Here is an 11,536-nt window from a genome sequence, read left to right on the forward strand (position 1 = left end):
GCAGTCGGACGTCGGACCACCGGCGCTGTCGTATTCCGCGAGGCAGCGCACACTCCCGCGGGACCGCCCGGACTGGAGATGACGTGACCGAAGACTTCGCGGTGGCAGAGCCCTTGCTCGCCGAGCATGCCGAGATCGAGCGTGCGCTCGCCGACCCCGCCGTGCACGCCGACGCCGGCCGTGCCCGCACGCTCGGACGGCGGTACGCGGAGCTCAACCGCGTCGTCGGTGCCTACCGGTCCTGGGAGGCCGCGCGCGACGACGTCGTCGCCGCCGCCGAGCTGGCCCGCGAGGACGCCTCGTTCGCCGCCGAGCTGCCCGCCATGGAGACGACGCTGGACGTCGCCGCCGAGAACCTGCGGCGCGTGCTCGTCCCACGCGACCCGGACGACGGCCGCGACGTCATCCTCGAGGTCAAGGCGGGGGAGGGTGGCGACGAGTCCGCGCTGTTCGCCGGCGACCTGCTGCGCATGTACCTGCGGTATGCCGAGCGGCACGGCTGGGCCACCCAGGTGCTCGAGTCCACGGAGACCGAGCTCGGCGGGTACAAGGACGTGCAGGTCGCGATCAAGTCCCGGGGAAGCCTGCAGGACCCGGGGGACGGGGTCTGGGCCCACCTCAAGTACGAGGGCGGCGTGCACCGCGTCCAGCGTGTGCCCGTCACCGAGTCTCAGGGTCGCATCCACACCTCGGCCGCCGGCGTGCTCGTGTTCCCCGAGGTGGACGACCCGGGGGAGGTCCAGATCGAGCCGAACGACCTGCGCATCGACGTCTACCGGTCCTCCGGCCCGGGTGGTCAGTCCGTGAACACCACCGACTCGGCGGTGCGGATCACGCACCTGCCCACGGGCATCGTCGTGTCGATGCAGAACGAGAAGTCGCAGCTCCAGAACAAGGAGCAGGCGATGCGCGTGCTGCGCGCCCGGCTGCTCGCCGCGCAGCAGGAGGCCGCGGCGGCCGAGGCGGCGGACCTGCGCCGGTCCCAGATCCGTACCGTCGACCGGTCGGAGCGGATCCGGACGTACAACTTCCCGGAGAACCGCATCGCGGACCACCGCACGGGGTACAAGGCGTACAACCTCGACCACGTGCTGTCGGGCGAGCTGGACCCGGTGGTGCAGTCGGCGATCGACGCCGACGAGGCAGCCCGACTGGCCGCCGCCGGTGATGCCTGACCGCCCGGCGGCGGCCTCGCGACCAGCCGCCCTCCTGCGCACGGCGTCCGCCACGCTCGCCGACGCCGGCGTGCCGTCGCCCCGCGTCGACGCGGAGCTCCTGCTCGGGCACGTCCTGGGGCTGGACCGGGGCGAGCTGAGACGACTCGCCCTGCTGGACGCGCCGGTGCCGTGCACCGGGGTCGACGGCGAGAACCTGTCCGGTACCACGGTCGCGGACCGCTACACGCGGCTGGTGGAGCGCAGGGCGCGCCGCGAGCCGCTGCAGCACCTCACCGGGTGGGCGGCGTTCCGGCACCTCGAGCTCGCGGTGGGTCCGGGTGTCTTCGTGCCCCGGCCCGAGACCGAGGAGGTCGCCCAGGTCGCGATCGACGCGGCGTCGGCGATCGTCGCGGACCGGGGGGACGCCGTCGTCGTCGACCTGTGCACGGGGTCGGGCGCGATCGCGCTCGCCGTCGCGACGGAGGTCGTGGGGACGTCCGTGCACGCGGTCGAGCTCGACGCCGCTGCCCACGCGTGGGCCGCGCGCAACGTCGACGAGCTGTCGTCGCCGTCGTCCGCCACGCGCCCCGCCGTCGTGCACCTGGTGCGGGGCGACGCCAGGACCGCGCTGCGCGAGCTCGACGGCACCGTCGACGTCGTCGTCTCGAACCCGCCGTACGTACCCCCGGGTGCTGTGCCGCACGACCCGGAGGTCGCCGGCCACGACCCGCCGGTCGCGCTCTACGGGCTGGGGCACGACGGGCTGGAGGTGCCGCGCGGTGTGACCGCCGCGGCCGCCCGACTGCTGCGCCCCGGCGGGCTGTACGTGATGGAGCACGCCGAGGTGCAGGCCGGGTCGGCGCGTGCCATGGCCACGGCTGCCGGGCTGGTGGACGTCCGCACGCGGGACGACCTCACCGGCCGGCCCCGGATGGTCGTCGCCCGCCAGCCGTCCGTGGAGAGGCGTCCCGGTGCACCGGGCGTCCGGCGAACCGTGACAGACTGGGACGTGTGAGCAGCGTGCACGACGTCACCGACGCGAACACCTGGGGACCCGGCATCGACGAGGCCGTCAACGCGATCTCCCGCGGTGGCCTGGTGGTCCTCCCGACCGACACCGTCTACGGCATCGGGGCCGACGCCTTCGACGCCGACGCGGTCGCCGCGCTGCTGGCGGCCAAGGGGCGGGGGCGTCAGATGCCACCGCCGGTCCTCGTGCCGGACGTCCGGACCCTCGACGGCCTGGCCACCGACGTCTCCGACGCCGCACGTGCGCTCGTCGAGGCGTTCTGGCCCGGAGGCTTCACCATCATCCTGCGCGCCCAGCCCTCCCTGCAGTGGGACCTGGGCGAGACGCACGGCACGGTGGCGCTGCGCATGCCCGACCACGAGGCTGCCCTCGCGCTGCTGCGCCGTACCGGACCGCTCGCCGTCTCCAGCGCGAACCGCACCGGTCAGGACGCCGCACGCGAGGCGGCCGACGCCGTCGAGCAGCTCGGCGACGCCGTGGGGTGCTACCTCGACGGCGGGACCGCACCGGGCGGGGTGGCCTCCACGATCGTCGACGCGACGGGCGAGCACCTGCGGGTGGTGCGCGAGGGCGCCGTGTCGCTCGAGCAGCTCCGCGAGGTCGCTGCCGTGCTCGGTGCGGACGAGGAGCCGGGCGAGGTGCCCGCCGGGTGAGGGCATACCTCCTGGTCATGCTCATCGCCGCGGCGGTGACCTACCTGGCCACCCCCGGTGCCCGCTGGGTCGCGAACAAGACGAACGCCATCTCCGCCGTCCGGGCGCGCGACGTCCATGTGCTGCCCACCCCCCGCCTGGGCGGCCTGGCGATGCTGCTCGGCATCGTCGTCGCGGTGCTGCTGGCCGGGCAGATGCCGTTCCTCGACGGGGTGGCCGACGAACCGCAGGTGCTCGGCATCCTCGGGGGAGCGGTCATCGTGTGCCTGCTCGGGTGGGCCGACGACGTCTGGGACCTCGACTGGATGACCAAGCTGGCCGGTCAGGTGCTCGCCGCCGGTTTCATGGCGTTCAACCAGGTCCAGCTCACCTCGCTGCCGACGCCCGGCGGGCTCACGATCCCGTCGGCGCGGCTGTCGCTGTTCGTCACGGTGCTCGTGGTGGTCGTGGCGATGAACGCCGTGAACTTCGTCGACGGACTCGACGGTCTCGCGGCGGGGATCGTGGCGATCGGTGGCTCGGCGTTCTTCCTGTACACCTACTCGCTCACCCAGCAGGCGAGCCCGACGGACTTCTCGAGCCTCGCGGCGATGATGACGGCCGTGCTGGTCGGCGTGTGCCTCGGGTTCCTGCCACACAACTTCTACCCGTCGCACATCTTCATGGGTGACTCCGGGTCGATGGTGCTCGGTCTCGTCTTCGCCGGCGCGGCCATCTCGGTCACCGGGCGGATCGACCCGACGGTCACGGACGCGCTGTCCGGGGCCCAGCGGGCGCCGCTGTTCCTCCCGCTGCTGCTCCCGCTGGCGGTGGTGATGCTGCCGCTGCTCGACATGACGATGGCCGTCGTCCGGCGTCTCGCGGCGGGCAAGTCGCCCATGGCACCGGACCGCATGCACCTGCACCACCGGATGCTGGCGCTCGGTCACTCGCACCGTCGCGCGGTGCTCATCCTGTACGTCTGGACGGCGGTGTTCGCCTTCGGCGCCTCGGCGTTCGTCCGCTGGCGCTGGCAGGTGGTCGTCGCCTGGCTCCTCGTCGCCGTCGTGGTCGCCCTGCTGCTCACCCTCGGCCCGCTGCGCACCCGTGGCCGTTTCCTGGACGACGACGTCGCGTCGGGCGCCCTGCCCACCGCCATTGCCGCGCAGGCGGCGCAGGCCGTTCCCCACTCGTCCGTGAAGACGCACCCGAAGGAGTCGACCGATGACCGACCAGAACCCCGCCCCGGACCGGCCTGACGACCACACCGGCGCCGACCTGGGCGATGCTGCACCGGGCCGCTCGTTCGCGGAGGTGCAGGCGGCCGAACGGCTGATCCTGCGGCGCGCCATGCGCGACACCCTGGTGCTGGTGCTGTCCCTGCTGGTGCTCGGGGGTGTGGTCGGCGCGCTGCTCGTCGGGTCCGCCGGAGTGTGGGGCGCCGTGCTCGGAGCGGCTGTCGCGGCGTTCTTCTGCGGGACCACGATCTGGTCGATGCAGCGGACCGTCGGGGCCCCGCCCGCACAGATGGCCGCCTTCGTCATGGGCGCCTGGCTGGCCAAGATCGTCGTGCTGCTGGTGGTCCTCGTGCTGCTGCGCGGTGCCGACTTCTACGACCCGTACGTCTTCGGTGCGGTGCTCCTGGTGGGTGTCGTCGGGTCCGCGCTGCTGGACTACCGCGCCGTCGCGCGAGGTCGCATGCCGTACGTGCAGCCCTGAGTCCGGACCTTCCGCGGGCGGCGACGCCCGCGATCTAGTGCTTTCTTTCACAAGTCCCGGGATTTCACCGCTGGACGGGCCCGGACGTGTCGGAGCACGGGCAAACGTCCGGTAGGCTGTGGTCGAATCCATGACGGCCAGGTCCGACGGCGTGCCATCCCACGGTGGGGCGCACGCGGACCATACGACCACCGGGAGTCCTCCTGTTCACGTCAGCGACCCCCACGTTGCTCGCCGCCTCTGACGGGGATGGCGGCTTCCACGCCCCCTCGATCGCGGAGTTCTTCCCCGCGGCGATCATGTTCGCGGGCACTCCCTTCGAGTTCAACCGGATCCACCTGATCCGGATCATCGCGGCCGTCGTCCTCCTGGCGGTCTTCGTGGTGGCAGCGCGGCGCGCCAAGCTCGTCCCGGGCCGCTTCCAGAACGTCATCGAGCTGATCCTGGACTTCGTCCGCAAGCACATCGTCGAGGACATCATGGGCGCCGAGCGTGCGCGCCGGTACGTCCCGATGATCACGACGATCTTCGTCACGATCCTCGCGTTCAACCTCACGGGAGTCGTCCCGTTCCTCAACCTGGCGGGCACCTCCGTCGCCGGTGTGGCCATCCTGCTGGCGCTGTGGGTCTTCGTGACCTACTGGGCCGCCGGCATCCGCCAGCACGGGTTCTTCGGCTACCTGCGCGCGAACATGTTCCCGCCCGGCGTGCCGGCGCCGATCTACGTGATCCTGGCTCCGATCGAGCTACTGCAGATCCTCGTGATCCGGCCGGCCTCGCTGATCCTGCGACTCACGGCGAACATGGTGGCCGGGCACATCATCCTCGTGCTGTGCTTCGCAGCGACGCACTACCTGCTGTTCGAGGCGACGCCGGCGCTCAAGCTCATCGCGCCGCTGACCTTCATCGGCGCGATCGGCGTGACGCTCTTCGAGGTCTTCGTCGCAGCGTTGCAGGCCTACATCTTCGCCCTGCTGTCCTCCGTCTACATCAACATGTCGCTGGAGGAGGAGCACTGACCGCCGTGTCGCGCTCCTGAGCCCAGGGCTCTCAGACCACTACCCACGGACGCAACTCACGACGTCAGGCCGTCCGGCCCGGCGCCAAACGGAAGGAACCACAGTGGACGTCACCACTCTCGCCGCCGTCGATGGCAGCATCAACACCATCGGCTACGGCATCGCGGCGATCGGCCCCGGTATCGGCCTCGGCATCCTGATCGGCAAGACCGTCGAGGGCATGGCGCGCCAGCCCGAGGTCGCCGGCCAGCTGCGGACGACCATGTTCATCGGTCTGGCCTTCGTCGAGATCCTCGCGCTGCTCGGCTTCGTCGCGGGCTTCATCTTCTGATGCCCGCCGCGGATCACCAGGTCATCCTCGCCGCGGAGGGCGGTGAGAACGACCCGTTGCAGCTGTTCATCCCGCCGTTCTACGACTGGTTCTGGTCCGCGGTCGTCCTGGTCCTCATCGCCGTCGTCTTCTACAAGTTCGTCCTGCCGAAGTTCCAGGCGGTCCTGGACGAGCGCACCGCGAAGATCGAGGGTGGCCTGGCCAAGGCCGAGAAGGCTCAGGAAGAGGCCGCGGCTGCGCTGGCGGAGTATCACCAGCAGCTCGCCGAGGCTCGCGCCGAGGCTTCGCGGACCCGTGAGGAGGCCCGCGCCGAGGGAACGGCGATCGTCGCGGAGCTGAAGACGAAGGCGAACGAGGAGGCCTCGCGCATCGTCGAGACGGCCCACCGGCAGATCGAGGCCGAGCGGCAGTCCGCAGCGGTCTCGCTGCGGGCCGAGGTCGGCACGCTGGCCACCGAACTCGCCTCCAAGATCGTCGGCGAGTCCCTGGAGGACAGCGCACGCCAGTCGCGCGTGGTCGACCGGTTCCTCGACGAGCTCGAGGCCGACCAGTCGGCGACGACGAGCGTCAAGGAGGTCTGATGCGAGGGACGAGCGGAGCATCGCTGGCGGCCGCCCAGGAGCGGTTCGAGCCGGTGCTGCGGTCTGCGGCCGGCGAGGCGGCCACGCTCGGCGAGCAGCTGTTCGCCGTCGTGAGCGCGCTCGACGGGTCCGCGGCGCTGCGCCGCTCGCTCGCGGACCCGTCGCGGGACGGTGAGGACAAGGCACGTGTCGTGTCTGCCGTGCTGGCCGGCGGCTTCGACGAGCGGGTGTCCGACCTCGTGTCGGGTCTCGTCCGGTCGCGCTGGTCGACGGACGCCGACCTGGTCGACGCCGTCGAACGGCTCGGTCTGGACGCCCTGCTGGCAGCGGCGGAGTCGCGCGGCGCGCTCGAGACGGTGGAGGACGAGCTCTTCCGCCTGACGCGTGACCTGGTCGGCCAGCGGGAGGCCCGCCAGGCGCTCTCGGACGAGTCCGTCGCCGTCGCGCGCCGGACGGCACTGGTCGACTCCCTGGTCGAGGGCAAGGTCGACGAGGTCACCCTCACGCTCGTGCGTCGGGCCACCACGACACTGCGTGGACGCCGGTTCGTGCCGACCCTCACCTGGTACGGGGACGTGGCGGCCGAGCGTCGCCAGCGTCTCGTCGCCGGGGTGACGAGCGGATCGGTCCTGAGCGGGGCGCAGGAGCAGCGTCTCGGCGAGATCCTCGAGCGGGCCTACGGCCAGCCCGTGCAGCTCAACGTGACGGTCGACCCGACCGTCGTGGGCGGGCTGCGTATCCAGGTCGGCGCAGACGTCGTCGACTCCACCGTGCTGTCCCGCCTGGCTGACGCCCGTCGCCGGCTGGCCGGCTGACCTATTCGACGCCCAGCCGGCCACCGGTCGGCGCAGATGAACGTTCGGTCGCAGACGCGGCCACGACAGGAGAAGAGCAATGGCTGAGCTGACGATCAGGCCGGAGGAGATCCGCGCCGCTCTGGACAGCTTCGTGAAGTCCTACGAGCCCGAGGGCGCGGTGACCGAGGAGGTCGGCCGCGTCACCTTCGCCGCCGACGGCATCGCCAACGTCGAGGGTCTTCCCGGCGCGATGGCCAACGAGCTGCTCCGTTTCGAGGACGGCACGCTCGGCCTCGCGCTGAACCTGGACGTGCGCCAGATCGGCGTCGTCGTCCTCGGCGAGTTCACCGGCATCGAGGAGGGACAGGAGGTCCGCCGCACGGGTGAGGTCCTCTCGGTCCCCGTCGGTGAGGGCTACCTGGGTCGCGTCGTCGACCCGCTGGGCAACGCGATCGACGGTCTCGGCGAGATCGAGACCGACGGTCGCCGTGCCCTGGAGCTCCAGGCCCCGGGCGTCATGCAGCGCAAGTCCGTGCACGAGCCGCTGCAGACCGGCATCAAGGCGATCGACTCGATGATCCCCGTGGGCCGTGGCCAGCGGCAGCTGATCATCGGTGACCGCCAGACCGGCAAGACGGCGATCGCGATCGACACGATCATCAACCAGAAGGCCAACTGGGAGTCGGGCGACCCCGAGAAGCAGGTTCGCTGCGTCTACGTCGCCATCGGCCAGAAGGGCTCGACGATCGCCTCGGTGCGCGGCGCCCTGGAAGAGGCCGGCGCGCTCGAGTACACGACGATCGTGGCAGCCCCGGCGTCCGACCCGGCCGGCTTCAAGTACCTCGCCCCGTACACCGGTTCGGCCATCGGCCAGCACTGGATGTACGACGGCAAGCACGTCCTGATCATCTTCGACGACCTGTCGAAGCAGGCGGACGCCTACCGCGCCGTGTCGCTGCTGCTGCGTCGCCCGCCGGGCCGCGAGGCCTACCCCGGTGACGTCTTCTACCTGCACTCCCGTCTGCTCGAGCGTTGCGCCAAGCTCTCCGACGAGCTCGGTGCGGGGTCGATGACCGGTCTGCCGATCATCGAGACCAAGGCGAACGACGTGTCCGCCTTCATCCCGACCAACGTCATCTCGATCACCGACGGCCAGATCTTCCTGCAGTCGGACCTCTTCAACGCCGACCAGCGTCCTGCCGTGGACGTCGGCATCTCGGTCTCGCGTGTCGGTGGCGACGCGCAGGTCAAGGCGATGAAGAAGGTCTCCGGCACGCTGAAGCTCGAGCTCGCGCAGTTCCGCTCCCTCGAGGCGTTCGCGATGTTCGCCTCCGACCTCGACGCGGCCTCGCGCGGCCAGCTCGCTCGTGGCGCTGTGCTGATGGAGCTGCTCAAGCAGCCGCAGTACACGCCGTACCCGGTCGAGGAGCAGGTGGCGTCCATCTGGGCCGGCACCAAGGGCAAGCTCGACGACGTCCCGGTCGCGGACGTCAAGCGGTTCGAGTCAGAGCTCATCGACCACCTGCGCCGCAAGACCGACGTGTTCGACACCATCGTGGCGACGGGCAAGCTGGAGCAGGAGACCGAGGACGCGCTCGCCGCGGCCGTCGAGGACTTCCGCAACGGGTTCGTCAAGAGCGACAGCACGCCGCTGGTCGGCGGCGCTGTCGAGGGCGAGGCGGACGTCGAGCAGGAGCAGCTCGTCGTGCAGAAGAAGGCCTGATCGTATGGCCGGAGGATCCCAGCGCGTCTACAAGCAGCGGATCAAGTCGACGCAGTCGCTGAAGAAGATGTTCCGTGCGCAGGAGCTGATCGCGGCCTCCCGCATCAGCAAGGCGCGCGGTCGTACCGCGTCGGCGGCACCGTACGAGCGGGCGATCACCCGCGCCGTGTCGGCCGTGGCGACCCACACGTCGATGGACCACCCACTGACGAGCGAGCGTCCCGACACCAACCGCGTCGCGGTGCTCGTGATCGCGTCCGACCGCGGCATGGCGGGTTCCTACTCGGCGTCGATCATCCGCGAGTCGGAGCGTCTGATCAACCAGCTCACCGCCGAGGGCAAGGACGTCTCCCTCTACGCGGCGGGCCGCCGCGCGATCTCGTACTACCGCTACCGGGGGCGTCAGCTCGCCGGCCAGTGGTCGTACGGCTCGGACTTCCCGCAGTCGGAGACGGCCACGGAGATCGCGGACACCCTGCTCGGCGCGTTCCTCGCGCCGGTGGCCGAGGGTGGTGTGGGCGAGCTGCACGTGGTGTACACGCAGTTCGTCAACATGGTCACCCAGAGGCCGCGCGTCGTGCGGATGCTGCCGCTCGAGATCGTCGAGGGCGTCGCCGTCCCCGGCGAGAACGAGGCGCTGCCGCTGTACGACTTCGAGCCGTCTCCCGAGCAGGTGCTCGACTCCCTGCTCCCGAGGTACGTCCGGAGCCGGATCTTCAGCTTCATGCTCGACGCCGCGGCCTCCGAGCTGGCCTCGCGCCAGCGTGCGATGCACACGGCGACCGACAACGCCGAGGACCTGATCCGTACCTACACGCGCCTGGCGAACCAGGCTCGCCAGGCGGACATCACCCAGGAGATCAGCGAGATCGTCTCGGGTGCTGACGCCCTCGCGGCATCGTGATGACCCGACTACGACGCCGTCGACCGACGAACTCACACCCGAACCTTTCGAAGCGAGGCAAGCTATGACCGCCACCACCGCGGAAGCCCCCCACGGCGCGGCCCCGACTGAACCGGGAACTGGCCGTGTCGCGCGCGTGATCGGCCCCGTCGTCGACATCGAGTTCCCCGAGGACTCGATCCCCGAGATCTACAACGCTCTGACCGTGGAGCTGGACATGTCGGGCCAGGGTGAGGGAGAGCACAAGTTCACCCTCACGCTCGAGACCGCCCAGCACCTGGGCGACTCGCTGATCCGTGCGATCGCGCTGAAGCCGACCGACGGTCTGGTCCGTGGCGCTGTCGTCACGGACACCGGTGAGCCGATCTCCGTGCCCGTCGGTGACGTCACCAAGGGCAAGGTCTTCAACGTCACCGGTGAGGTCCTCAACCTCGCCGAGGGCGAGAAGCTCGAGATCACCGAGCGCTGGCCCATCCACCGCAAGCCCCCGGCCTTCGACCAGCTCGAGTCGAAGACCCAGATGTTCGAGACGGGCATCAAGTCCATCGACCTGCTCACCCCGTACGTGCTGGGTGGCAAGATCGGTCTGTTCGGTGGCGCGGGTGTGGGCAAGACGGTCCTCATCCAGGAGATGATCCAGCGCGTGGCCCAGGACCACGGCGGTGTCTCGGTGTTCGCCGGTGTCGGCGAGCGCACCCGTGAGGGCAACGACCTGATCCACGAGATGGAGGAGGCCGGCGTCTTCGACAAGACGGCCCTGGTCTTCGGCCAGATGGACGAGCCGCCGGGCACGCGTCTGCGTGTCGCCCTGTCTGCGCTCACGATGGCGGAGTACTTCCGCGACGTGCGCAAGCAGGACGTGCTGCTCTTCATCGACAACATCTTCCGCTTCACCCAGGCGGGCTCCGAGGTGTCCACGCTGCTCGGCCGTATGCCGTCCGCGGTGGGCTACCAGCCCAACCTGGCGGACGAGATGGGCATCCTGCAGGAGCGCATCACCTCGACACGTGGCCACTCGATCACCTCGCTGCAGGCGATCTACGTGCCGGCCGACGACTACACGGACCCGGCCCCGGCCACCACGTTCGCCCACCTGGACGCGACGACCGAGCTGTCGCGCGAGATCGCCTCCAAGGGTCTGTACCCGGCGATCGACCCGCTCACGTCGACGTCCCGCATCCTGGACCCGCGCTACGTGGGCCAGGAGCACTACGAGGTCGCGACGTCCGTCAAGCAGATCCTCCAGCGCAACAAGGAGCTGCAGGACATCATCGCGATCCTCGGTGTGGACGAGCTCTCGGAGGAGGACAAGACGCTGGTGGCGCGCGCTCGCCGCATCCAGCAGTTCCTCTCGCAGAACACCTACATGGCGAAGAAGTTCACCGGCGTCGAGGGTTCGACCGTGCCGCTGAGCGAGACCATCGAGGCGTTCAAGAAGATCTCGGAGGGCGAGTTCGACCACGTGGCCGAGCAGGCCTTCTACAACATCGGTGGGCTCGAGGACCTCGAGCAGAACTGGGCGCGGATCCAGAAGGAGTACGGGGCCTGAGGTCTCGTCCTCGGACGCCCCCGCGTCGTCCTGCCGGCCCGTTCGAGGGCCCGCCGGCGCCACAGCCCCCCCCCCCACGAGCACCCCCGCGACC

General features: G+C 70.4%; 12 protein-coding genes. All 12 read left to right on the forward strand.

Annotation, left to right across the window (positions count from 1 at the left end; genetic code table 11):
* Window positions 1-83 precede the first annotated feature (83 nt).
* The 12 genes from prfA (at window position 84) to atpD (ending at window position 11,442) form a co-directional block, all read left to right on the forward strand.
* Window positions 84-1,175 (forward strand): peptide chain release factor 1, encoded by a 1,092-nt coding sequence (gene prfA / locus PZC42_RS08470; RefSeq protein WP_277209945.1) that lies wholly within the window; start codon window positions 84-86, stop codon window positions 1,173-1,175.
* Window positions 1,168-2,172 (forward strand): peptide chain release factor N(5)-glutamine methyltransferase, encoded by a 1,005-nt coding sequence (gene prmC / locus PZC42_RS08475; RefSeq protein ID WP_277209947.1) that lies wholly within the window; start codon window positions 1,168-1,170, stop codon window positions 2,170-2,172. Before prfA ends, prmC begins: the two co-directional genes overlap by 8 nt.
* A gap of 5 nt (window positions 2,173-2,177) precedes the next feature.
* A complete protein-coding gene (locus PZC42_RS08480; RefSeq protein ID WP_277210017.1) occupies window positions 2,178-2,840 on the forward strand; it encodes an L-threonylcarbamoyladenylate synthase in 663 nt (220 codons plus the stop codon).
* Window positions 2,837-4,078: a glycosyltransferase family 4 protein gene (locus PZC42_RS08485; protein WP_277209949.1), complete on the forward strand. Its 1,242-nt coding sequence runs from the start codon at window positions 2,837-2,839 to the stop codon at window positions 4,076-4,078. Before PZC42_RS08480 ends, PZC42_RS08485 begins: the two co-directional genes overlap by 4 nt.
* Window positions 4,044-4,538, forward strand: a complete 495-nt coding sequence (locus PZC42_RS08490; RefSeq protein ID WP_277209951.1) for a Cg1360 family ATP-synthase-associated protein — start codon at window positions 4,044-4,046, stop codon at window positions 4,536-4,538. Before PZC42_RS08485 ends, PZC42_RS08490 begins: the two co-directional genes overlap by 35 nt.
* Before the next feature lie 164 nt (window positions 4,539-4,702).
* Window positions 4,703-5,557: a F0F1 ATP synthase subunit A gene (gene atpB / locus PZC42_RS08495; protein WP_277209953.1), complete on the forward strand. Its 855-nt coding sequence runs from the start codon at window positions 4,703-4,705 to the stop codon at window positions 5,555-5,557.
* Between the two features lie 103 nt (window positions 5,558-5,660).
* The gene (locus PZC42_RS08500; RefSeq protein ID WP_277209955.1) at window positions 5,661-5,888 is read left to right on the forward strand and encodes an ATP synthase F0 subunit C; all 228 of its coding nucleotides are present in this window, start codon (window positions 5,661-5,663) and stop codon (window positions 5,886-5,888) included.
* A complete protein-coding gene (locus PZC42_RS08505; protein ID WP_277209957.1) occupies window positions 5,888-6,469 on the forward strand; it encodes a F0F1 ATP synthase subunit B in 582 nt (193 codons plus the stop codon). Before PZC42_RS08500 ends, PZC42_RS08505 begins: the two co-directional genes overlap by 1 nt.
* Window positions 6,469-7,284 carry a F0F1 ATP synthase subunit delta gene (locus PZC42_RS08510; protein ID WP_277209959.1) on the forward strand — a complete coding sequence of 272 codons (816 nt, stop codon included), beginning with the start codon at window positions 6,469-6,471 and terminating at the stop codon, window positions 7,282-7,284. The genes PZC42_RS08505 and PZC42_RS08510 overlap by 1 nt, the downstream gene beginning before the upstream one ends.
* Window positions 7,285-7,363: 79 nt before the next feature.
* On the forward strand, window positions 7,364-8,989 hold the full coding sequence (gene atpA / locus PZC42_RS08515) for a F0F1 ATP synthase subunit alpha (RefSeq protein WP_277209961.1): 1,626 nt from the start codon (window positions 7,364-7,366) through the stop codon (window positions 8,987-8,989).
* Between the two features lie 4 nt (window positions 8,990-8,993).
* The gene (locus PZC42_RS08520) at window positions 8,994-9,893 is read left to right on the forward strand and encodes a F0F1 ATP synthase subunit gamma (protein WP_277209963.1); all 900 of its coding nucleotides are present in this window, start codon (window positions 8,994-8,996) and stop codon (window positions 9,891-9,893) included.
* 64 nt (window positions 9,894-9,957) lie between these two features.
* Window positions 9,958-11,442 carry a F0F1 ATP synthase subunit beta gene (gene atpD / locus PZC42_RS08525; RefSeq protein ID WP_277209965.1) on the forward strand — a complete coding sequence of 495 codons (1,485 nt, stop codon included), beginning with the start codon at window positions 9,958-9,960 and terminating at the stop codon, window positions 11,440-11,442.
* Window positions 11,443-11,536: the final 94 nt, after the last annotated feature.

Source organism: Isoptericola croceus (assembly GCF_029382255.1).
In the GTDB taxonomy this organism is placed as follows: domain Bacteria; phylum Actinomycetota; class Actinomycetes; order Actinomycetales; family Cellulomonadaceae; genus Isoptericola; species Isoptericola croceus.

Coding starts and splice junctions, on each gene's coding strand:
- PZC42_RS08490 (WP_277209951.1), top strand. CDS start 4,044: ATGACCGACCAGAACCCCGCCCCGGACCGGCCTGACGACCACACCGGC.
- PZC42_RS08520 (WP_277209963.1), top strand. CDS start 8,994: ATGGCCGGAGGATCCCAGCGCGTCTACAAGCAGCGGATCAAGTCGACG.
- PZC42_RS08505 (WP_277209957.1), top strand. CDS start 5,888: ATGCCCGCCGCGGATCACCAGGTCATCCTCGCCGCGGAGGGCGGTGAG.
- atpA (WP_277209961.1), top strand. CDS start 7,364: ATGGCTGAGCTGACGATCAGGCCGGAGGAGATCCGCGCCGCTCTGGAC.
- prmC (WP_277209947.1), top strand. CDS start 1,168: ATGCCTGACCGCCCGGCGGCGGCCTCGCGACCAGCCGCCCTCCTGCGC.
- PZC42_RS08510 (WP_277209959.1), top strand. CDS start 6,469: ATGCGAGGGACGAGCGGAGCATCGCTGGCGGCCGCCCAGGAGCGGTTC.
- atpD (WP_277209965.1), top strand. CDS start 9,958: ATGACCGCCACCACCGCGGAAGCCCCCCACGGCGCGGCCCCGACTGAA.